This window comes from Paenibacillus sp. EB106-06-01-XG199 (genome assembly GCF_058791575.1).
Map to the genome: position 1 here is coordinate 43872 of NZ_JBYTDQ010000014.1, position 22495 is coordinate 66366.

Below are 22495 nucleotides of genomic sequence, written 5' to 3' on the forward strand. Positions count from 1 at the left end.
ATCTGCCGCTCTGAATAGGTATTCTATATATGTAGATATTTGGAAGGAGCGGATTGAATGAATGCTATTGTGGCAGGAATTGCGATCGGAATACTGATTGTAATCATAAGCTTAGTTTTTACACGAATCCGGGGACTGCATTCCGGGCTCACGTTTTATCCGGGGATTGTCGGCTTGGTTGGCGGTGCAATCTTGCTCGTGCTCAGTTTTTCAGTGATTGGGGGCTGGGAAGGGATTGCCTATGCCTTTATTTGTGTTCCTATCATTGTGATTTCTGCGCTGTTATTGCTGACTCTTACGTTTTTCAGGAGACAGGCTTAACAGATTGACACTCGGTATCTCCAAACTAGATTCGTAGTCAGAAGGTTGTATTCATACGGTAGCTATGATAAAATAAAAATGCTGTTTATGAAACGTATAACCTAATTTAGCATAGATAGTGATGCTTGGACGTAGGAGGTGGAAGTGAATGGATATCTTTTTGAAAGTAGTTCTCCTGATTTTTTCCGTCGGTCTGATTGCGGTCGTTCTTCTGCAAAAAGGGAAAAGCGCAGGTCTCTCCGGTGCCATCTCCGGCGGTGCTGAGCATCTTTTCGGTAAAACTAAAGCACGCGGTATGGAGCTTGTACTGCAGCGTGTAACGGTTGCACTGGCAGCTGGATTCTTCATTATGGCGATCGTTGTTGCCATTGTAGTTGATTAGGACGTCTACAATAAGCCTTCGCACTGTTCTGAATAGAATGGGGCGTGGGCTTTTTTGGTGCATTTTTTTGGACTGCGTTAACTTCGTGATAATCATTACAGGGATGCTCTGGATTGATTTCGTGTATACTAGGGTATGAAGTATATAAAGGTAAATTTTACTTGAATGATTTCGGGTGAAGCAGGACAACACATACATATATGCCAGCAGCGCTTAAAGGCTGCGGAGGGCCGAGGTGACTAACTTGATAACACAGGAAATATTGCTTGATTTTATGCGGGAGACCGCTTATAAACCGCTCACTTATGACGAATTGGTAAGCCACTTCGAGTTGCAGGATAGCGCGTCGTTTAAAGCGTTCGAGGATTTGCTGCTGGAGCTTGAACAGGACGGGAGAGTCGTGCTGACCCGGAATGCCCGTTATGGCGTGCCGGAACGGATGGATTTATTGCGCGGACGGCTACAGGCACATGCCAAGGGGTTTGCTTTTCTAATCCCCGACGACCGTGATCATCCCGACGTGTATGTACACGCCAACGATTTAAAGGGTGCGATGAACGGGGATATCGTACTGGTGCGGATTACTTCGAAAAGTCCGTCCGGCGGGCGGATGGAAGGCGAAGTGGTGCGGATCGTGAAAAGGGGTGTGCTCCAGACTGTTGGGGTATTCCAAAGCCTGGAGACCTACGGTTTTGTGCTGCCGGATGACAAGCGGATTAACCGCGATATCTTTATTCCGAAGCAGTCCTTTATGGGAGCGGTCGACGGTGAGAAGGTTGTGGTCCGCATTGTAAATTACCCGGAAGGCCGTGCTGCGGCTGAAGGGGAAATCATTGAAATTCTGGGACATAAGGACGACCCGGGTGTTGATATTTTATCCGTAATCCGTAAGCACCAGCTGCCTGAGACTTTCCCGTCTGAAGTGATGACTGAAGCGGAGCAGGCGCCGGATTCCATTACCGATGAAGAAATTATCCAGCAGGGACGCCGCGATTTACGCGGGCTTAACATTGTCACCATCGACGGTGAGGATGCCAAGGATCTGGATGATGCTGTCAATGTGGAGCGGCTGGAGAATGGGCATTATAAGCTGGGCGTCCATATCGCCGATGTCGGCTATTACGTGCGCGAAGGTTCGGAGCTCGACAAGGAAGCTTATGACCGCGGATGCAGCGTGTATCTGGTGGACCGGGTAATTCCGATGCTGCCGCACCGTCTCTCTAACGGGATATGCAGTTTGAACCCGCAGGTGGACCGTCTGACGATGTCCTGTGAGATGGAATTTAATGAGCATATGAAGGTCGTGAAGCATGATGTCTTTACGAGTGTAATCCGCACCAAAGAAAGAATGACTTACTCCAATGTCCGCAAAATCGTCGAAGATGAGGATCCGGAGCTGCTCGAGCGGTACAGTCCGCTGATCGGGGACTTCCGTCTGATGAAGGAACTGGCCATGAAGCTGCGCGATGCGCGGATGCGGCGGGGAGCGGTTGATTTTGACTTTGAAGAAAGCAAGATCATCGTAGACGAGAACGGCAAAGCTGTTGATATTGTAAAACGTGAGCGTTCAGTAGCCGAGCAAATTATCGAAGAGTTCATGCTGGCGGCCAATGAGACGGTAGCCGAGCATTTCCACTGGCTAAAAGTGCCGTTCCTCTACCGGATTCATGAAGATCCGGACCCGGAGAAGTTGCAGAACTTTATGGCCTTTGCCGCCAATTTCGGCTACCACGTTAAGGGACGTGGCAATTCTGTTCACCCGCGCGCGCTGCAGAGCCTGCTGGAGGACATTCAAGGCACCAAGGAGCAGACAGTCATCAGCACGATGATGCTGCGCTCCATGAAGCAGGCTAAGTATGATGCGGAGAGCACGGGCCATTTTGGACTTGCGGCGGAATATTATTCCCACTTCACATCGCCGATCCGCCGGTACCCGGACCTTGTCATTCACCGCGTGATGCGCGAGGTGATCGAGAACGGTGGAGCCCTAAGCCAGAAGCGTCATGATTACCTGTCCAGCCGGATGCCTGACATCGCGCAGCAGTCCTCTGAACGCGAACGCGTAGCAGTGGAAGCAGAGCGTGATACGGAGCAGCTGAAGAAAGCGGAATATATGCAGGATAAGGTCGGCGAGGAATTCGAGGCGATGATCAGCAGTGTAACCAGCTTCGGCATGTTCATCGAGCTGGAAAATACCGTCGAAGGCTTAATCCGTCTCAGCGCGCTTAGCGATGATTACTACCACTTCGACGAAGCTCATATGGCGCTCATCGGCGAGCGCACCTCCAAGGTGTTCCGCATTGGCGATGAGGTGAAGATCCGCGTCGCCAAGGTCAACATGGACGACCACACGATCGACTTCGAGCTGGTCGACATGAAGCCGCGTGTGGCGGGCGAGCACCGCAGCTATAGCGGACGCGGCGGTAAAGGCGGCCGTCCGGGCGCCGGCGGCTTCAGCAAGCCGTCCGGTGGAAAGGCCGGCGGCAAGGGCCGCACCGGCGGTAAAGGCAAGCCCGGCGCTGTCGGCGCGGGCAAGAGTAAATCCGGCGGCGCGCTGAACGCCGGCAGAGGCAAGTCCGGCGCGGTGGGAACCGGCGCCTGGGAAGCGCCGCGCACAGACGCGGCGGCCGGTAGCGGCGCGCCTGCAGGCGGACGCGCCAAGCGTGGCAGCGGCGGCCCTGCAGAGGCCGCACGCCGGGCTTACGCCGCCCTGAACGGCGAAGCGGGCGGCAGTGCGCCGCGCGAGCGCAGCGGCGGGGGACGTGGCCGCGGCGGAGAGGCCGGAGGCGGTGCCGGGGGACGCGGCATTAGCTTCGCCTTCGGCTCCGGCAAGGGCGGCTACGGCGCGCCAGCCGGCGGCGCAGGCGAGCAAGGCGCCGGCGAGCTGCGCGGCGTTGACGCGAACACCCGGTTCAGCAGCCGGGAGGATCGCGGGTTCGAGAGCCGCAGCGGAAGCACAGAAGGCAAGGATAAGGGCCGCCGCAAGAAGAAGAACAAGAGCGGCGTGTTCATTGGCCCTTCCGTGACTCCAGGCAACGTGGAGACCTCCGACAAGGTAGCCGCTAAGCGCAGCGACAAAGGCAGCAATGCGGAAGGCGCAGTACGCCGAAAGAAAAAGAAGAAAAAACCTCAGGAGTAAGCTGAGATAATGAAAGGCGCTGTTCCCCGTGAAGGGAGCAGCGCTTTTTTTGCTAATAAAGAATTTTATGTTCAGGGTCGCCCGCAAAAGGAATGCAAAAACTTCCCAGTCAAAGTCACCCTACATTGGGATTAACGTCATCGCCACTAATATCCTATGTGGTGTTGTGCCAGGCTGTAATTTCTATTTATCCATCATATTGTATATAAATTATCTCCAAAGCGCGTCTTGCTGACATACATATGTCAAAATGCCTGGTGGTGAATGGGCGCTGCTTCCTTGCGTTCCCCGGAGCGCTTTTGATACAATATAGATCTGACGTTTGGATAATCAAACTCACCTGCTTTTTAAGGCAATTTGATTATCTCTGCTTAGGAATACGATTCAAGGAGTGACTCTCATGGGTAAAAAAGCAGACGGGAAAGTGCTCGCCCAGAACAAAAAAGCTTCCCATGATTATTACATCGAGGACACTTACGAAGCAGGCTTGGTGCTGACCGGCACAGAAATCAAGTCGCTGCGTAATGGACGCGCGAATATTGGCGATGCTTTTGCGACGATTCGAAACGGTGAGATTTTCGTGCACAATATGCATATCAGCCCTTTTGAACAAGGGAACCGCTCCAATCCTACCGACCCGACACGTACGCGCAAGCTGCTGATGCATAAAGAGCAGATTCACAAGCTGCTGGGACAGTCCAAGCGTGAGGGATTCACCATCGTGCCGCTGAAGGTGTACGTCCGCAACGGGTACGCCAAGCTGCTGATCGGCCTCGGTAAAGGGAAGAAAGAGTACGACAAACGCGATTCTGCCGCAAAACGTGATGCTCAGCGCGATATTCAGCGTGTGCTGCGCGACAAGCAAAAGATCGCAAGATAAGCCTGGGCAGGAGAATGCCCAATGTTCCAGATTCCACCTTCAATTCCTTTAACCTTCGTGTTATAGTGTTGATAAATGTGCTATACTGTGTAAGTAAAGCTTAATGCTTCTTTGCAGTCTTCTTGAAGAAGAGACTGTGGATCGGATCACTTTTGCTCGCTGGTCCGCTTAATCCGAAGCGCCCTTTTAATGAGGGGCCGTTCTTGGATTCGACGGGGGTAGTTCGAGCATGAGTAGCGAGTAGTGGGGACGCGTCCGCTTCATCAACGCTAAAGCCTATTAAACGGCAAACAACAAACAAACTACGCTTTCGCAGCCTAAGAAACTGTGTGCGTGCTTCTACCCTGCATCGCCCATGTGACAGGGATAGGGGCTAACAAGTAGTGGGATACGCTGTCTCATCTCCGCCTGCGGTGAGCTGAAGAAGACAATCAGGCTGACCCGAAGGGGACCCGGTTACGGGGGGCTTCTAGGGTGACATCAAATCCGTGACTACACTCGTAGAAGCTTATGTGCCGTTATCTTCGGACAGGGGTTCGAATCCCCTCGGCTCCATATGGAGTAAATTAAAAGACACCTTAATCGGTGTCTTTTTTCATTTCTGAAGTTATTGACCGAAATCATATGGATGAACTTCCAAATACGTTACTGATTCTGAAAGGTGCTGATACACCGCAATAGGAGGTGGCTGGAGATGAACGAGCCGGGGTGGGTATAGGGGTTCATATGTTCGTAAAAAAGCGTTTATTTCCTTCAATTTTTGTGTATAATTAAGATGATTGTCCAATTTGTTCCAAAGGGGATGAAGAATGATGTCAATCCGCTTGAACCCGTATTTTGTCTTTAATGGAAACACAAGAGAAGCTCTGTATTTTTATGAAAAAGCGCTGCGCGGGAACGTGGTCGGGATCATGACGTTCGGGGATTTACCGGAAGATCCGAATCATCCGCTGACCGATGAGATGAAAACCCTTGTGATGCATGCGCATTTGAAGGTTGGTAATGCAGATCTCATGTTCTCCGATACTTTTCCGGGTACGTCGCATCAGGGCGGACGGTGACACGGTTCAGATTGCCATTCATCCTACAGAAGAGGCAATTGCACGGGAGATTTTCGCCGCACTGGAAGACGGTGGTCAAGTGGTCATGCCTTTGCAGAAGACGGATTGGAGCCCTTTGTATGGGATTGTTAAGGACAAGTTCGGCGTTACTTTTCAAGTGAATGTCCCAGGGGAGTAACCTCAGGGATAACATTTATGCAGTGTTCACTCTACCCACAATACCGCTTACTGTTTCCGGATGGACAGGACAGCTGAGGAGGAATGACTTGTGACAAATGCGAATCAGACAATCGTGCCGCATATATGGTATGACAAAGAAGCGGTAGAAGCAGCTAATTTTTACGCTTCTGTTTTCCCCGAATCCAAGGTTACGAGTGTTACGACAATTCATGACACACCGTCAGGTGACTGTGATCAAGTTTCATTTGAAATATGGGGACAGAAGTTTATGGCCATCAGTGCAGGTCCCTATTTTAAGTTAAATCCGTCAGTGTCTTTCTTCGTTAATTTTGATCCGTCACGCGATAAGGACGCAGCTGAGAAAATAGATGAGGTCTGGAACAAGTTATCTGAGGGTGGACAGGCGCTAATGCCGCTAGATAAGTATCCATTCAGTGAGCGGTACGGCTGGATTCAGGATAAATATGGCGTGTCCTGGCAGCTGATGCTTACAAATCCTGAGGGTGAGGAGCGTCCGGCTATCATCCCGTCTTTTTTGTTTGTAGGTAATCAGTACGGTAAGGCGGAAGAGGCTATGTCTCTCTATTTATCTGTATTTGGCAACTCGCGGCAGGGAACGATTGCCCGCTATCCTAAGGGCTTGGAGCCTGATCAGGAAGGAACCATTATGTTCTCTGACTTCATGCTGGAGAAGCAGTGGTTCACCGCCATGGACAGTGCGCATGAGCATAAATTCAGTTTCAACGAGGCGATCTCCTTTATGGTAAAATGCGATTCGCAAGAGGAGATTGATCACTACTGGGAGAAGCTTTCTGCAGTTCCCGAGGCTGAACAATGCGGCTGGCTGAAAGACCGGTTTGGCGTGTCGTGGCAGATTGTGCCAGCCGAGATGGACGAGATGCTGGAAAAGGGAACACCGGAGCAAATTGCTCGTGTTACGAAGGCTTTTTTGCAGATGAAGAAATTCGACCTTGCAGCCTTGCACAAGGCTTATAAGGGCGAGTGAAGCATAAACTCTACCCTCCGCCAAATTTACTCGCATACCCGATGATCGCCCAGCGTAAGGACGAGAGATTAGCATAAAACCTCCGACTGGGGTCGAGCGGAAGAAGATAATCAGGCTGATCCAACGTATAGCCGGTTACGGGGCGATACTCGGGTGACATCAAAACTGTCACTACACTCGTAGAAGCTTATGTGCCTTATTTTCGGACAGCAGTTTGAATCCCCTCGGCCCATACCATTCCATTCCAAAAAGCATCGATCCACTAGATCGGTGCTTTTTGCATGTGGAGAGCGGGTCGATTCTGCGACCAGCGTGAAGGTGCTTTCTGTGTGAGAAGCACATTTATTTCAATTATTCATGTACAATTTACGAAATAACTTGGCCGCGGATTTCTCCATTTGGATTTTGTATGGTGTGTACATTGACATAAGCATTGCCTCTTTCAAATTCACGGACTAGATCGCGGATCGTCTTTCCATCTAGAGGGCCGATTAAATCATTGCGAGTCAGAGTCCCGCGAATAACTCCTCGTCTTACGGAGATTCCAAATTTCGACGGGCCGAATAGAAAGGCGACTATAGGACCGTTTTCATTTCTTCGTCCAAGATGGATATGGGCTTGGGTTACTCGGTTTATATTTCGGATGACAAGTCTAAAAAATAATTTATCACCAGCACGGTTAAGCTGAAAAACAGTATTTCCAGTAGAAATTGTCCTTACAGGAGGTACTTCGTTTCTTCCATTCAAGAAAGCCCTAAACGTTTTGATATTCCTCACCCCTCTTCGTTGATACGGTATTTTATTCCGTACGGAAGGAAGGGATTGTTCATCCGTCTAAGGTTTGATTGATTTTTTGAAATGAATAGGGCGATACTCGGGTGACATCAAATCCGTGACTACACTCGTAGAAGCTTATGTGCCGTTATCTTCGGACAGCAGTTCGAATCCCCTCGCCTTAATCGGTGTCTTTTTTTATTTCAGCGGCTGTTTTGAACATGTCTTTCATACAAAAAGCCTCTCCTTGTTAAAGGGTTGTCTCGTGCAACCATTCTAAGGAGAGGCTTATTTAACAAATGTATTAAAATCTGCCGTAGAACGCATTCCGGTAAATGTCTGCAAGCTCTTTGACTAGCGGCATGCGGGGATTGGCTGTGGTGCACTGGTCCTCGAAGGCGCGGTCGGCCAAATAATCGACCTTTGATTCGAAATCGGACGGAGCGAAGCCAAGATCCTGGAATTTCTCGGGAATGCCAAGCGATTGGTTCAGCTTGCGGATAGCCATAATCAAGCTGTTAACTCCCTCTTCAGTGGTGCGTGCTTCCATTCCCAGCATTCTGGCGATTTCTGCATAACGTTCATCGGCGATGAAATAGTTATATTTCGGGAACGATGCAAATTTTGACGGCTTCGTGGCATTATAACGGATAACATGCGGCATCAGAATTGCGTTCGTACGCCCGTGCGCCGTATGGTATTCACCGCCCCATTTATGCGCCAAGCTGTGGTTGATGCCGAGGAAGGCATTGGCGAAAGCCATCCCTGCGATTGTTGAGGCATTATGCATTTTCTCACGGGCAACCGGGTCCGCCGTATGGAATGATTTCTCCAGGTACTGGAATACGAGCCTTATGGCATGCAGCGCAAGTCCATCGGTATAGTCACTGGCCATGACGGAAACGTAGGCTTCAATAGCATGCGTCAGCACGTCCATCCCGGTGTCTGCGACCGCCGCTTTTGGCAGGGAATAAACAAGCTCCGGATCAATGATCGCCACATCCGGCGTCAGTTCATAATCCGCAAGCGGATATTTCGTATGTCCTTCTTTTTTATCAGTGATTACCGCAAATGAAGTTACTTCCGAGCCTGTTCCTGAGGTTGTTGGGATCGCGACAAATTGGGCTTTGATGCCTAATCGCGGATATTTGTAGACCCGTTTACGGATATCCAGGAACTTCTGTTTGATCGAATGGAAGCTGGTATCCGGGTATTCGTAAAATAACCACATCGCCTTCGCCGCGTCCATGGGTGAGCCGCCCCCCAGTGCAATGATGCAGTCCGGCTGGAAGCTCTCCATCATGCGGGTTCCGCGTTCAACCGTCTCTACGGACGGATCAGGCTCGACATCCGCAAAGATCTCAACAGAAACTGGCTCGGTACGTTTTCGCAAGTAATATTCGATTTTTTCCACATATCCGAGCTTAACCATCATGGCGTCAGTAACAATAAGCACCTTGGAGATGTTAGGCATTTTCTCGAGATACTGCGTGGACCCTTTTTCAAAATAGATCTTGGGCGGAATTTTGAACCACTGCATATTCACCCTCCGGTAGGCGACACGTTTGATATTGATCAGGTTAACTGCAGTTACATTGGAGGTGGTTGAGTTTTTGCCGTAGGATCCGCAGCCTAAGGTAAGTGACGGTAAATTGGTGTTGTAAATATCGCCGATAGCCCCTTGTGTTGAAGGAGAATTGACAATCACACGTCCAGTCTGTAACCGTTCCGCGAAGGCCTCAATCACTTTATTGTCCTTAGAGTGAACGACAGAAGAGTGTCCCAAACCGCCAAATGCGACGATTTCCGCTGCACGGTCAATGCCTTGTTCGGCAGAGGTTACTTTATAGCATGCCAGAACCGGGCTCAGCTTCTCAGCAGACAGCGGGAAGTCCGTTCCTACGCCCTCCAATTCGGCAACAAGAATTTTCGTATGCTCAGGAAGCTGAAGACCGGCCATCTCGGCAATTTTGTAAGCAGGCTGACCGACAATAGCGCCATTAACTGAACATTTCTCCCCGGTGATAACGAGACTCGAGACTGCCTCTGTTTCCGTTTTATCTAAAAAGTAGCACCCGTTGTCTATCATCATTTGGCGAACCTGATCATACACCGGTTCCTCAATGATGAGGGCTTGCTCGGAAGCACAGATCATCCCGTTATCGAATGTTTTGGAAAGAATAAGATCGGTGACCGCTTGTCTGAGATCGGCTGTTTTTTCAATAAAGCAAGGTACATTTCCGGGTCCGACGCCAAGTGCCGGTTTGCCTGTGCTATAGGCGGCCTTTACCATGGCGGAGCCGCCTGTGGCCAGGACCAGAGCTACATCCGGATGGTTCATGAGCAGCTGCGTCGCTTCCAGCGACGGATGCTCGATCCACTGTACACAGTGTGGCGGCGCTCCTTCTGCTACTGCTGCATCCAGCAGTGTTTTTGCCGATTCGCTGCTGCATTTCTGCGCGGAAGGATGAAAAGCAAAAATAATGGGATTTCGCGTCTTCGTGGCAATCAGTGTTTTAAAGATCGTTGTAGAGGTCGGATTCGTAACAGGTGTTACGCCTGCGATAATGCCAACAGGTTCCGCTACCCGCTGATAATTCTCATAAAGATTTTCCTCAATAATTCCGACGGTTTTGTTATGTTTGATACTGTTATAAATATACTCTGAGGCAAAAAGGTTCTTAGTGATTTTATCTTCGTACACGCCGCGTCCGGTCTCTTCCACGGCCATCTTGGCAAGCAGCATATGCTTGTCCAGTCCGGCGAGTGCCATTGCTTGTACAATGCGGTCAATCTGTTCCTGATTCATGGAAAGGTACGCTTCTTGCGAAGCCCGGGCACGTGCAACCAGACGGTTGACCTCTTCCTGGGCGGTAAGTTTTTTATCGGTGATGCTTTCGTTATTTTCTGCCTGGCTTTGTACAGCCATCATTTTTTCCCTCCCTGGCATCTACTCGTGCTGCTTATATTCAGGTTGCATCAAAACAAGCCTTTTCAACAAACACAGTTTTACCTGCATTTCGTGTTATTATCCCCGTTTCCAGTCTCTACTGTTTAGGTCTTGTGTAAAAGTGGCGATATCCTCCATAGTATCCATTGATATACCTCCTTTATATTAGTCAAGGCGGATCATACTAAGCACAGCCCATAAACCCATGGCAAAGTAATAAAGGAGGAAATGTCACGATGCAGGCATGGGAAGACTTTAAATCAGGAAGCTGGCAGGAAGAGATTGATGTCCGCCAGTTTATTCAGCTCAACTACGAGCCTTATGAAGGAGATGCGTCTTTTCTGGCTGGTTCCACGGAAGCCACGCAACAGCTCTGGGAAGAGTTCATGGAGCTCGCGAAGCAAGAACGTGATCAAGGCGGAGTTCTGGATATGGATACTGAAGTGGTTTCCAGTATTATTTCCCATGGCCCCGGCTATTTGAATAAGGAGCTTGAGGTCATCGTGGGTATTCAAACGGAGAAGCCATTAAAGCGGGCCCTTCAGCCTTACGGCGGGATCCGAATGGCTAAGAATGCTTGTGAATCTTACGGTTATGAGCTGGATCCGGAAATCGAGCATATATTCTCCACTTACCGGAAAACTCATAATCAAGGCGTATTTGACGGCTATTCACCTGCCATGAGTCTAGCCAGAAAAGCCGGCATTATTACAGGGCTCCCGGATGCGTATGGCCGGGGACGGATTATCGGCGATTACCGGCGAGTTGCCTTATATGGCACGGATTTTCTAGCCAAAAGCAAAAAAGAGGAGCTCTCCTTCTTCGACGAACGCACGATGACTGAAGATGTAATTCGGGCACGCGAAGAAATCGCGGAGCAGCTGCGTGCCCTTACGGAACTGAAGCAGATGGCGGCCAGCTACGGATTCGATATTACCAAGCCGGCGGAGACCGCGCAGGAAGCTTTTCAATGGCTGTACTTCGGGTATCTTGCCGCGATCAAGGAGCAGAACGGGGCTGCAATGAGTCTTGGCCGCACCTCCACCTTTCTGGACATCTATATAGCGCGTGACCTGAAGGAGCAGAGGCTGACGGAGCAAGGGGCGCAGGAGCTCGTCGATCATTTTGTCATGAAGTTACGTATGGTAAAGTTCGCAAGGACACCGGAATATAACGCGCTGTTCAGCGGCGATCCGACATGGGTCACCGAGTCCCTCGGAGGCATCGGCCTGGATGGTCGTCCGTTAGTCACCAAGAATACTTACCGGTTCTTGCACACGCTCGAGACGCTTGGTCCATCGCCGGAGCCGAATTTGACCGTACTCTGGTCCCATCGGCTCCCTCAGAAGTTCAAGGAATATTGTGCACGCATGACGATTCAGACCAGCTCTCTTCAATATGAGAATGATGATTTAATGCGGACTTATTTTGGCGATGATTACGGGATTGCCTGCTGTGTGTCCGCAATGCGGATCGGCAAGCAGATGCAGTATTTCGGCGCTCGGGCGAATCTGGCAAAAGCTCTGCTGTATGCAATTAACGGCGGGATGGATGAGCAGATGAAGGTGCAGATAACCCCGCCATTGCGGCCGATTCTGTCGGACAAGCTGGACTTTGACGAAGTGATGCCCGCTTTCGACCATGTGATGGAATGGCTTGCGGAACTCTATATCAACACCTTGAATGTAATTCACTACATGCATGATAAATATTGTTATGAACGTATCGAGATGGCGCTTCATGATCAGGAAACGATGCGGACCATGGCAACCGGGATTGCGGGTCTTTCGGTCGTAACCGACTCGCTCAGTGCCATTAAATATGCAGATGTTCGGCCAGTCCGGGATGAGAACGGTCTTGCTGTCGACTATATAATTGAAGGAGAATATCCTGCTTACGGAAATAACGATAACCGCGCGGATGAGATTGCGGTAGATCTCGTCAAACGGTTCTACCGCAAGCTTAAGAAACAATCCACCTACAGACAGGCTAGGACCACGATGTCGGTGCTGACCATCACATCCAATGTGGTATATGGTAAGTTGACCGGGAACACCCCGGATGGGAGAAAAAAGGGCGAGCCATTCGCCCCGGGAGCGAACCCGATGCACGGCAGGGACCGAAAAGGTGCGATTGCTTCATTGGCCTCTGTAGCGAAACTTCCTTATGAGTACGCTTTGGATGGCATATCGAATACGTTCTCGATTATTCCTGGCGCTCTTGGGAAGAACGAAGAGGATAGGGTCCGTAATCTGACCGCGCTGCTTGACGGGTATACAGCGAAGGATGGCCATCATCTTAATATAAATGTGTTTGACACCAAAACCTTGCTTGATGCGATGGAGCATCCAGAGGAGTATCCGCAGCTCACGATACGAGTGTCAGGCTATGCGGTTAATTTCATCAAACTGACGAGAGAGCAGCAGCTTGATGTCATCAACAGAACCTTTCACGAAAAAATCTGACGGGGGACGCGCTATGGAGCAGCACGAAGGCCGCATTCATTCCATTGAAACATCTGGTATGGTAGATGGCCCGGGGATCCGGTTCGTTGTTTTTATGCAGGGATGCTTACTGCGCTGCCAATATTGCCACAACCCCGATACCTGGACGATTGGGAAAAGCCAACTGGTAACGGTTCAGGAATTAGTTGAGGAAATTCGCGGATATCTCCCCTTCCTGCAGTTTTCCGGGGGCGGAGTAACGGTTAGTGGCGGAGAGCCTCTATTGCAGGCTGATTTTCTTCTTACTCTTTTCCGGGCTTTAAAACGAGAACTCGGTATTCACACTGCAATCGATTCTTCAGGCGGTTGCTTTAGCCGTCGCGGCCATTTCTTTGAGACGCTGCAGATGTTGATGCAGCATACCGACCTCGTTCTGCTTGACCTGAAGCAGATCGACCCGCAAAAGCATCTCGACCTAACCGGTAAGCCCAACGATCATATTCTCGACTTTGCCCGTTTTCTCTCAGAAACTAATATCCCCGTCTGGATCAGACATGTCCTAGTTCCCGGACTGACTGATGATGAATCGGATCTTCGGAACCTGGCCGACTTTATTAAAACCTTGCGCAATGTAGAGCGGGTTGAGGTCCTGCCTTATCACGAAATGGGAAAGTACAAGTACGAACAGCTTGGTTTGAAATACCCTCTTGTCCATATCAAGCCACCCGATGAGGAGACTATTCGAATGGCGAGGGAGATATTAGGTGCACATTAGCACTGCTTCTCTGTCATCTTCGTATATTGGGCGGCGGATCTTACTGAATCCAGCCCCGTGCTGGATCATTGCTTCGAGCTCATCAAAACTATATTTATGATTCACCATCAACAGTAAAGTCTTCAGCACACCAAATGCCTGGACTCGATTATAGTCGATGAAGCAATACTTAAGGATTTTCAAGTGGAAATCGGGAATATGGATTATGGCATGGAAATCGACGGCATTCTTTGTATTAATTTATTGAAATAAGCAGGGACTGTGATTAACACAAGAGAATTGCAACTGAAAACTAACGTTTGCTAAACGGCTATCTCGTACAATTCCAGCAGCACCCCACGCCGAATTGTGGCTCTGCACGTCCACGCCTCGGCCCATATGGAGTATCAGTGAAAGACACCTTTAGGGGTGTCTTTTTTGTATGCCAACCTATTTAGTTCTTTTGCTCTTCCCAAGAGTTTGTCCAAACCGGGGGAGCAATTCATTTTAAGTAGATTTTGGTTTTATGACGTAAATAGATAATTTTAATTAATTTAGCTTTATTAAACATATGACTATCGTGATATTTTGTTTTATGTTAATATTTTGATGTTATCAAGCTGAGACAAAGGGGTATTTTTATGCTAAAAGGGGTTCATAAAACTTTATATATTCTTCTTACTTTATTTATTGGATTGTTACTTATTTCATCTTTCTTTATCAGAGCAGAGTATAATTATGTGGCATACGGCGATGTTCCCATTTTACAAGCACAACGATTAATTCCATTTCTTTTTCTAGTTATTGTGCTTGCTATTTTAGGTGTTCTACTTTATAAACTATTTTTGAAGCTTAATACATACAGTGCAAAAATAATTATTCCTGTCGTGTTATCATTATCTTTTATTTTGCAATTATCAATTGTCCTTTTATTCCCGAGAATGCCGACAGATGACTCACAAATGGTAATTGAACTTGCTTTATGGATACAAACACATAATGACTATTCATCTTTTCAAGACACCGGGTATTTGCATATGTACCCTTTTAACTTTTCAACAGTAATGTATTTAAAAACTTTGTTGGAGCTATTTCCAAATCTAAATTATGTTTTGGTTTTTAAAATCTTTAATATTTTATTTACTCTCGTAACTACATTAATGACTTATTTAATCTACAAACAATTAAATAACAAGCAGCATAACAACGAGTATGGAATTCTAATATTTGCAGCTACCTTTATACCGGCATTGTTTACTAATAACCTCATTTATAATGATATTATTTCTACTGCCTTTCTAACTAGCTCACTTTATTTTTCTATTAGGTTTATAAAAGATAAAGAAATAAAACACATAATATTTGCAGCCGTTCTTTTAGCTATAGGAAATTATTTTAGAAGTATAGGTGTTATATTTCTCATCGCCATTATAATATGTATTTTGTTGAGTATTCAAAAAATTGGATTTAAGAAATTATTGCTTTCATTGTTTATACTGGGAATACTATTTAATAGTCCAAATTGGATACAAGCTTTAGCATTAAAATCGACAGGTCAAGTAACTGAATCTGTAAATAAAAATTCTGCTCCTGTATATATGTGGTTGAATATGGGGATTAACTTAGAGAGTTTTGGATTCTATGATAATGGAGAAAGTTTCAATATTTATCAAAATCAAGCTAACCGGAACAAAGCGGAAAGCACTAAAATTTACAAGGAATCTATTGAAAAAAAATTGCATGATTACAAATTTACTGATCTTGCTAAAATGTATTATAAAAAGGTTTTGTGGACATGGACAGAAGGTACTTATCAACTTGAGCGATATGGTATTAGTAACAGTGGTACTTCCGATACGGGACAAAGTATAATTGGCGGGTATAGTTACAAAACTTTTGCAACTGATTTATTCGATGGACAATCTAATTTCAGAAGTAAAACTTTATGGATTGTATACGTTATGAATTTTATTATGTATATATTTATTTTGATTAAATTAATAGGAAGTATAAAAAACAAGCAATTTAATGAGGTTTCATTAGTCTTAATAATTTTAGGGTTTGTTGGTTTTTATATTTTGTGGGAAATTAAATCGCGATATATTTATCCGATCTATCCTATACTAATTATTTTATCCTATACGGGATGCGGTAGTTTCAATAAATGGCTAAAATCTCGATCTTTCCATCGAAGTAACTTGTGATTTCATATCAATTTATGTGCGCAAGAAGACGGCGGTGGGCAGTATGGCGAGCAGGAGATTACTATTCCCCGGAATCGAAACACCCTCAGTTTATAGAACCCCTTTCCCAGTAAGGCTTTTCGCCTTTTTGGGGAAAGGGGTTCTACACGTCTTTTCCATTGTAATAAAACGTTACAGCTCCGCCCCCTTATATCCCATCTTCCGATAACCTTTCACTCTTTTCTTGAACATCGCCATTAACATTGGAACCTGAAGATCGATGTAATCATATATTTTCACTTCTTCTTTATTCACATGACTTCGGTGCAGGCGGCCTGCATATTGCTGCAAAGTACCTGTCCAAGAAATCGGATGGACAAGAAACAAGGTGTCCAGTCTGGCGTCATCGAAGCCTTCGCCGATCAGCTTGCCGGTAGCAATAACTACACGCTCCTGATCGTCTGGAATAGAGGTGATTTGGGCACGTAGAGCTTCTCTCTGCTTTTTTCCCATTCCACCTCTAAGCACAATTACGTTTTTGGCAAAAGACTGCAATCTCTCTGCGAAATAATCAGCATGAGCGGTCCGTTCAACCAGCAGCAGCGGAGAGCGGCCTTCATCCAGACAGGTAAGTAAATCATCAAAAATAAGCGTGTTACGTTCCTCGTTGTCTACAAGCTGCTGATAGATGTCCTGAATTCCGGAAACCTGCTCACCTGGCTTGATCTGAAAATGAGTATACCGGGGGACTACCCTTAATGAAAATCCTCTGGAACTGCTTAGGGTTTTGGCGTCCACCTTCAATAGCACAGGTCCAAGCTGGAACCGTACGATTGCTTCTTGTCCATCCTGACGTTTGGGGGTGGCAGTTAAGCCAAAAACATACTTTGCTTTGACTTCCCGCAGAACTTGTTCAAAGCTGTAGGCTGATACGTGGTGGCACTCATCCACAATGACCTGGCCGTATTCACTTACGAAGGGCTTAACATTCCCTTTATAGTTCAGGCTCTGAATGACAGCAATGTCGATGATGCCGGTTCGTTTATTTTTGCCGCCGCCGATCAACCCGATTGCGTGTTTTGGGACTTCGAGAAAGGTTTGCAAACGTTCCTGCCATTGTTCCATAAGCTCCCGGCGGTGCACCAAGATAAGGGTGTTTGTCTTTCTTGAAGCGATAATGCTGGCTGCTACGACAGTTTTACCAAATGCGGTTGCCGCCGAGAGAACCCCTATGTCCTGGTTTAGAATCGCTCTGGCTGCTGTATCCTGGAGAGTGGTCAGCGTACCGGTGAACTCTGCCTCTATTGAGGTTCCAGACGAACGTTGATCCTTAAGCGATACCTTGACCTGATTATGCTCGAAAAAAGATAACAAATCCGGCAGGCATCCCCTTGGCAGAACTACATAATTCTCCAGATCCTCTGCGCATGAGATCACCCGGGGTTTACCGTAGGTGGAGAGCCGCATCGCTTGTGCTTTATAAAAATCAGGGTTGGAGAAGGAAGCTAATTTGATCAGAGCATGAATTACACTTGAGGGAAGTCCAGACTTGAGAATATAAAGGCGATCCAAATACAGGACCTGTATTTCAGCAGGTAAAGATTCCATTAGAACCTCTGCTGCCTGAGTCTGGTTCTCTTGTAACAAGGTCAATCCATCTGCTTCGTGGTCTGATCCCGCTGTAATGCTGTCATTGGTAAAAAGCCCACGCTCCGCGTGCTTGTATATAAATTGCTTCACCTGGTCTTCGCCCATCTTACCAAGTTCGGATAATGTACCCCATTGGTCAGTATAGGGCTCAAAGCGCTCGTTAACAAAGACACTGTTTCCCTGTTTACGCGGCCCCCCCTGAAGGGGAAGGGCAATGAGGTTGCCGAATCCGCCTTTGGGCAGTGTATCCTGATTGGGAAACAGGCGGTCATAGGACTCCATGCCGATCTGATATCTGTTGTTCATGGTTAGACTCAGCAGGGTCATTCCAAATTTTCTGGCTGTAGCTGCCTCAATATTTTGACTGAAGAAAATCCAGATATGCCCCCCATTGCCGGAACGCGAGCGCTCTAAGAGGGCAGGGATTTCATGGCTTTTGCATAGCTCTATCACGGCAGTAACATCCTGCTTCCAATCATGTTTGTCAAAATCCATGGCCAAAAACCAGCAGGTTTCATCCGGCAGCATTGGATAGATACCAACCGTCCGGTCTTGCCGTGCATCTAAATGGGCTGACAGCACTTCACTTGTAAGAGGCATGAAGCTCTGGTATTTGCAAACCGAACACTTTACCCGGGGTTTCTCGCAGACAGAAGTCCACTCATTGGCGCAGGCGGGCGAATATCCGGACTTTCCTTGCTTGTTGCTCCAGCGAATCGGGTATACATCTTCTCTGCCGCGAAAATAATTTTTATATAGGGCGAGCTTCTCCTCTACGGTAGAGTACTGGTGAACATTACTTTCTCCAACAGTGGTCTCTTTGCTTTCTTTAGCCGGTGAGGTGGAATAAGGCGTCATTTGTTCATTAGTACTTGTTGTATTGTCATCATTCAAAAGCCCCAGCAGCCTTCTTAACCGGGTGACTTCCAGCTTAAGTTCCTCAATATGAGCCAGAGCAGCGTTATATTTGTTCTCGATATTGTCCATTTATAAGCCCTCGTGTTTTAATTATATTATACCTTGTAAGCTGTAGAATAATAATGCTGGGAAGTATAACCGGATTAAGGAGATTATAATGCTAAAGTTGGGTAAATCAACCATTAAGAAGCATTTAAAGAATCTAACGAGGGAAGAGCTTGAGGCTGAAATCTTAAATATAACCAGGATATATCCGATCATTCAGGAGCACTATTTTTCACATACTATTTCCTGATAGTGAGGAAGTCTTAGACAAGTACAAGAAAATTATTGAGAAGGAATTCGGCCACCACAAGGGAGAGATTCTGCGATACCGGATTGTGAAGCAAGCAATAAAGGACTTTAGTAACGTTTCAAACAACAAGGAGCAAATTGCAGAAATCATGGTTTTTACAGTTGAATGTGGAGTGGACTTCACACTTTCATTTGGAGACATTGATCAAAAATTTTACCATACTATAGCAAGTATATATGAACAAGCCTTAAAGCATATTGTAGACAATCAATTAGAAGACAAGTTTGTAGGTCGTTGGTCCAAGTTAGGGCCAATTAAGCGAGAGCAAGGGATTTATACGTCTTTGCTAACCGGCAACTGTGTACAGTTCTAACAGCGGTTTCCGTCGAATTGTGGCTCTGCAAGTCCACGCCTCGGCTCCATATGGAGTAAAGTAGAAGACACCTTAATGGGTGTCTTTTTTCATGTTTTCGGGAGTTATTCAAGGGTATGTGGTGGTTGCAGAGCCTTGGCAACGCGGGGTGCGGACTCATCATGAGTATACCCCGATTAATATCGCTCGACCGGCAAAATGCATTGACAGTGATTTTATGGTGTGGGAATATTGACTATATATCATTCCAATATATTGAAGGAGTTGTTAAGGTTGTCAGCTGATCTAAAACAACCTTTTATGGATAGCTTGATGAATGAATCACTAACGAATTTACAAGCCATTCCGAAAAGTGATTTGCATAACCACGCCGGACGTGGAGGGACGATTCAATATATTGGCGTATGGGCTAACGTTAGAATTCAACCGCCTTCAGAACCCTTTCAATCATTGCTTGGAATGCAAAGCTGGTTTGTTGAACATGTAAAATGCCATTGTCCCGGTATACAAGGCTATTTGAAACGTATCGAAGCTTCCTTTGTTCAGGCGGCTGAAGATCACATAGAGAGATTGATATTAAGCTTCGGAATAGACGAGATTGATACTTTGGGAGGAATGGAACTATTTTCGCAAATAATTGACGATCTTCATCGCGTTTTTGCTCCCAAAACACGGTTTCTACCGGAACTAGCCTTAGATCGGGCCTGCAATATCGATGAAATTTACGGACGGATCGATGAAATATTGGCTTTCCGGTGGTTCCGGTCTATAGATATCTGCGGTGATGAATTTGCTCAGCCTATTGCATACTTTAAGTCCATCTACAGAGCCGCAAAATCTGGGGGTCTAGTTTTAAAAGCTCATGTGGGGGAATTCGGAACTGCTGATGATGTAAGGGAGGCCGTTGAAGAGTTGGGGCTCCAAGAGGTTCATCATGGGATCGCGGCAGCCCGCTCACCTCAGATTATGAGGTGGTTGTCCGATCACAATATTCAATTGAATGTCTGTCCAACAAGCAATATTATGCTTAGTGTGGTGGAGAATTACGGCAGCCATCCAATTCGCAAGCTTTATAATTTTGGAATCCCGGTGACGATTAATACTGATGATTTGTTAATTTTTAATCAAAGCGTTTCTCAAGAGTATATGAATTTGTATAAATCCGGATTATTAACCGCGGAGGAGCTAAATGAAATCCGTCTGACAGGTCTTAAAGAATAACAACTAGTTAAGAGATTTTAACTACACTCGTAGAAGCGTTATCTTCGGACAGGGGCTCGGAATCCCGTCGGCTCCATATGGAGTATCAGAAAAGCAAAGCGACCTATAATGGTCGCTTTTTTGTGTTTTTTCTTATAATTTCGTCAGGGACAACAATGTGTTTGAATAAACTTAGCTAATACCTGGAGTTCATATTTATGGTTAACCGCGAAAGGGATGGTTCTGACCTTTAAATGCCAAGAAACATCTTTGCTTTCATAACCGATGAGTGCCCATCGCCAACATCATGAGCTGGATCGCCGGTGCCGGAAACACCAAAATCAATGATGCCAACGACTTTGTTGGATGCTTCTAGGATGTGGTACGGAGCTACCAGATAAGTTAAGAAAATCAATTTCACGATAGCTATCTTAGCAAGTTGCTTGGTTTCAAACCCTCCAGTAAGACACCACCCTATAGATCATTTGTTATACTGACGTCCTAAGATTTATTTAGGGAGGTTAGAACATGGTATTAAAGGTTGGGAATTTAACCGTTACATACGGTCAGAAAAAGGCTGTCGATCACATTAGCTTTGAAGTAAAGTCGGGGCAAGCATTTGGATTACTAGGTGCGAACGGGGCGGGGAAATCTTCAACCATTGCTGCAGTGCTTGGTATTGAAAAGAGCACTTATGATGAGCTTGTTATCATTGGTAAGTCACCAATACGCGATCGAAAGGAGATATTTGAACAAGTTGGTGTGCAGTTTCAAGAAACCAATTTCCAAGATAAACTAACCGTTTCCGACGCATGTGAACAATGGCGATCACTCTATAAAACAACAGCTGACTTACCTGCTTTACTACAAACCTTTGGGTTGGCAGATAAGGAACAGCAACTAGTTAAATTACTTTCTGGTGGGGAGCGACAGCGACTGGCCGTACTCCTTGCCCTAATTCCAGAACCGAAACTTGTGTTTTTGGATGAACTGACAACAGGGCTTGATACAAAGGCACGTCGTATGCTGTGGAAGCAGCTCGCAACAATGAAGGAAAATGGTCTGGCGATTGTATTAACATCACATTACATGGATGAGGTTGAAGCGTTATGTGATGAGATATTAATTCTGCGGGAGAGTCAAACCGTTTTTCATGGGACCATTCAGGAAGCGTTAGTCGTTAGCGGGAAAACAACGCTCGAAGACGCATATTTATTTTTGGCCGGTGAGGAGGAATACTGGGGATGAGTACAATGTTTACGCTCTTAAAAATAGAAGGTAAGCTGGTATGGAAAGGCATTGATATTTTAATTTTCGGTATATGCTTTCCGGTCATTTTAGCGGCTTTGTTTGGTTACGTGCTTAGTAAAGATGCATCGGCAGGTTCATCTAATTTTGAATTATCTTACGCAGCCGTTACCACTATTGGTGTGCTTGCAACGGGCGTAATGGGGCTACCATTAACCATTGCTGATTATCGGCATCGGGGTATTCTGAAGCGGTTCCAAGTGACACCGGTATCACCTTTACAGATTTTATTCGCCCAAGGTATCATTCAGCTTTCCTCTGCCCTTGTTTCATTTATGGGTGTTACTCTCGTATATTATTTATTTTTTGATTATCAAATAGTAGGTTCCTGGTTTATATTTTTGAGCGTATATGCCTTTGTTATTTTAGCCATGTACAGTATTGGCACTTTAATTGGCAGTGTCGTACCTGATCAAAAAGCAGCTAATATGTGGAGTTCTATTGCGTACTTTACGATGTTATTGTTCTCAGGTGCGACCATTCCATATGAAGTGATGCCACGCTTCGTTCAATGGATAATGGATATATTACCCTTGTCACATGGGATTCATTTATTAAAGCTGGTAAGTACAGGTAGAGAAACCGAGGGGATGACAGTGCCGTTTTTGATTTTAGGCATTGTTACTGTGATCAGCTTGGTTGGGTCATTCAAATTTTTTAAGTGGAAGTAGGGTTGA

Annotated in this window: 16 protein-coding genes, 1 other RNA gene and 1 pseudogene; 14 read left to right on the forward strand and 4 right to left on the reverse strand. The window is 46.5% G+C overall.

The window, feature by feature from the left end:
• Window positions 1-57: 57 nt before the first annotated feature.
• The 7 genes and pseudogenes from AC3WT9_RS31265 (at window position 58) to AC3WT9_RS31295 (ending at window position 6969) form a co-directional block, all read left to right on the forward strand.
• A complete protein-coding gene (locus tag AC3WT9_RS31265; RefSeq protein ID WP_341089153.1) occupies window positions 58-321 on the forward strand; it encodes a YesK family protein in 264 nt (87 codons plus the stop codon).
• Between the two features lie 148 nt (window positions 322-469).
• Window positions 470-703 (forward strand): preprotein translocase subunit SecG, encoded by a 234-nt coding sequence (gene secG / locus AC3WT9_RS31270; protein ID WP_038584695.1) that lies wholly within the window; start codon window positions 470-472, stop codon window positions 701-703.
• 244 nt (window positions 704-947) lie between these two features.
• Window positions 948-3842: a ribonuclease R gene (gene rnr, locus AC3WT9_RS31275; protein WP_341380308.1), complete on the forward strand. Its 2895-nt coding sequence runs from the start codon at window positions 948-950 to the stop codon at window positions 3840-3842.
• Between the two features lie 400 nt (window positions 3843-4242).
• A complete protein-coding gene (smpB, locus tag AC3WT9_RS31280) occupies window positions 4243-4722 on the forward strand; it encodes an SsrA-binding protein SmpB (RefSeq protein ID WP_038584698.1) in 480 nt (159 codons plus the stop codon).
• Window positions 4723-4915: 193 nt separating this feature from the next.
• Window positions 4916-5280, forward strand: a transfer-messenger RNA (tmRNA) gene (ssrA, locus tag AC3WT9_RS31285).
• A gap of 254 nt (window positions 5281-5534) precedes the next feature.
• Window positions 5535-5961: pseudogene (locus AC3WT9_RS31290) on the forward strand (VOC family protein).
• A 90-nt stretch (window positions 5962-6051) separates the two neighbouring features.
• Window positions 6052-6969 (forward strand): VOC family protein, encoded by a 918-nt coding sequence (locus AC3WT9_RS31295; protein WP_341089154.1) that lies wholly within the window; start codon window positions 6052-6054, stop codon window positions 6967-6969.
• Between the two features lie 366 nt (window positions 6970-7335).
• Here the strand turns inward: AC3WT9_RS31295 and AC3WT9_RS31300 are convergent, their stop codons facing one another.
• Together AC3WT9_RS31300 and adhE are read right to left on the reverse strand one after the other, a co-directional pair.
• Window positions 7336-7737 (reverse strand): CHRD domain-containing protein, encoded by a 402-nt coding sequence (locus AC3WT9_RS31300; RefSeq protein WP_341097507.1) that lies wholly within the window; start codon window positions 7735-7737, stop codon window positions 7336-7338.
• 310 nt (window positions 7738-8047) lie between these two features.
• On the reverse strand, window positions 8048-10672 hold the full coding sequence (gene adhE, locus AC3WT9_RS31305) for a bifunctional acetaldehyde-CoA/alcohol dehydrogenase (protein ID WP_341097508.1): 2625 nt from the start codon (window positions 10670-10672) through the stop codon (window positions 8048-8050).
• 257 nt (window positions 10673-10929) lie between these two features.
• Between adhE and pflB the strand changes: the two genes are divergently transcribed.
• The 3 genes from pflB to AC3WT9_RS31320 all read left to right on the forward strand — a co-directional run bounded on the left by pflB (window position 10930) and on the right by AC3WT9_RS31320 (window position 16095).
• A complete protein-coding gene (gene pflB, locus AC3WT9_RS31310) occupies window positions 10930-13158 on the forward strand; it encodes a formate C-acetyltransferase (protein WP_341089155.1) in 2229 nt (742 codons plus the stop codon).
• Window positions 13159-13171: 13 nt separating this feature from the next.
• Window positions 13172-13912 (forward strand): pyruvate formate-lyase-activating protein, encoded by a 741-nt coding sequence (gene pflA / locus AC3WT9_RS31315; RefSeq protein WP_341377012.1) that lies wholly within the window; start codon window positions 13172-13174, stop codon window positions 13910-13912.
• A gap of 620 nt (window positions 13913-14532) precedes the next feature.
• On the forward strand, window positions 14533-16095 hold the full coding sequence (locus AC3WT9_RS31320; RefSeq protein WP_341377013.1) for a glycosyltransferase family 39 protein: 1563 nt from the start codon (window positions 14533-14535) through the stop codon (window positions 16093-16095).
• Window positions 16096-16266: 171 nt separating this feature from the next.
• On the opposite strand, the gene AC3WT9_RS31325 is transcribed toward AC3WT9_RS31320, so the two are convergent.
• Window positions 16267-18711 carry a TOTE conflict system archaeo-eukaryotic primase domain-containing protein gene (locus AC3WT9_RS31325; protein ID WP_341377014.1) on the reverse strand — a complete coding sequence of 815 codons (2445 nt, stop codon included), beginning with the start codon at window positions 18709-18711 and terminating at the stop codon, window positions 16267-16269.
• Between the two features lie 212 nt (window positions 18712-18923).
• Here AC3WT9_RS31325 and AC3WT9_RS31330 point away from each other — a divergent pair, with 212 nt between their 5' ends.
• Window positions 18924-19310 (forward strand): DUF6155 family protein, encoded by a 387-nt coding sequence (locus tag AC3WT9_RS31330; RefSeq protein ID WP_341380309.1) that lies wholly within the window; start codon window positions 18924-18926, stop codon window positions 19308-19310.
• 273 nt (window positions 19311-19583) lie between these two features.
• Window positions 19584-20531: an amidohydrolase family protein gene (locus AC3WT9_RS31335; RefSeq protein WP_341377015.1), complete on the forward strand. Its 948-nt coding sequence runs from the start codon at window positions 19584-19586 to the stop codon at window positions 20529-20531.
• A 229-nt stretch (window positions 20532-20760) separates the two neighbouring features.
• On the opposite strand, the gene AC3WT9_RS31340 is transcribed toward AC3WT9_RS31335, so the two are convergent.
• A complete protein-coding gene (locus AC3WT9_RS31340; protein ID WP_341089158.1) occupies window positions 20761-20931 on the reverse strand; it encodes a hypothetical protein in 171 nt (56 codons plus the stop codon).
• Window positions 20932-21038: 107 nt separating this feature from the next.
• Here AC3WT9_RS31340 and AC3WT9_RS31345 point away from each other — a divergent pair, with 107 nt between their 5' ends.
• Complete coding sequence (locus tag AC3WT9_RS31345) at window positions 21039-21758, forward strand: ABC transporter ATP-binding protein (protein WP_341089159.1); 720 nt, start codon at window positions 21039-21041, stop codon at window positions 21756-21758.
• Window positions 21755-22489 carry an ABC transporter permease gene (locus AC3WT9_RS31350; protein ID WP_341089160.1) on the forward strand — a complete coding sequence of 245 codons (735 nt, stop codon included), beginning with the start codon at window positions 21755-21757 and terminating at the stop codon, window positions 22487-22489. Before AC3WT9_RS31345 ends, AC3WT9_RS31350 begins: the two co-directional genes overlap by 4 nt.
• Window positions 22490-22495: the final 6 nt, after the last annotated feature.

Bases quoted from the DNA above. Each gene is read 5' to 3' on its own strand.
- AC3WT9_RS31265 (WP_341089153.1), top strand. From the start codon at position 58: ATGAATGCTATTGTGGCAGGAATTGCGATCGGAATACTGATTGTAATC.
- secG (WP_038584695.1), top strand. From the start codon at position 470: ATGGATATCTTTTTGAAAGTAGTTCTCCTGATTTTTTCCGTCGGTCTG.
- smpB (WP_038584698.1), top strand. From the start codon at position 4,243: ATGGGTAAAAAAGCAGACGGGAAAGTGCTCGCCCAGAACAAAAAAGCT.
- adhE (WP_341097508.1), bottom strand. From the start codon at position 10,672: ATGGCTGTACAAAGCCAGGCAGAAAATAACGAAAGCATCACCGATAAA.
- pflB (WP_341089155.1), top strand. From the start codon at position 10,930: ATGCAGGCATGGGAAGACTTTAAATCAGGAAGCTGGCAGGAAGAGATT.
- pflA (WP_341377012.1), top strand. From the start codon at position 13,172: ATGGAGCAGCACGAAGGCCGCATTCATTCCATTGAAACATCTGGTATG.
- AC3WT9_RS31320 (WP_341377013.1), top strand. From the start codon at position 14,533: ATGCTAAAAGGGGTTCATAAAACTTTATATATTCTTCTTACTTTATTT.
- AC3WT9_RS31325 (WP_341377014.1), bottom strand. From the start codon at position 18,711: ATGGACAATATCGAGAACAAATATAACGCTGCTCTGGCTCATATTGAG.
- AC3WT9_RS31345 (WP_341089159.1), top strand. From the start codon at position 21,039: ATGGTATTAAAGGTTGGGAATTTAACCGTTACATACGGTCAGAAAAAG.
- AC3WT9_RS31350 (WP_341089160.1), top strand. From the start codon at position 21,755: ATGAGTACAATGTTTACGCTCTTAAAAATAGAAGGTAAGCTGGTATGG.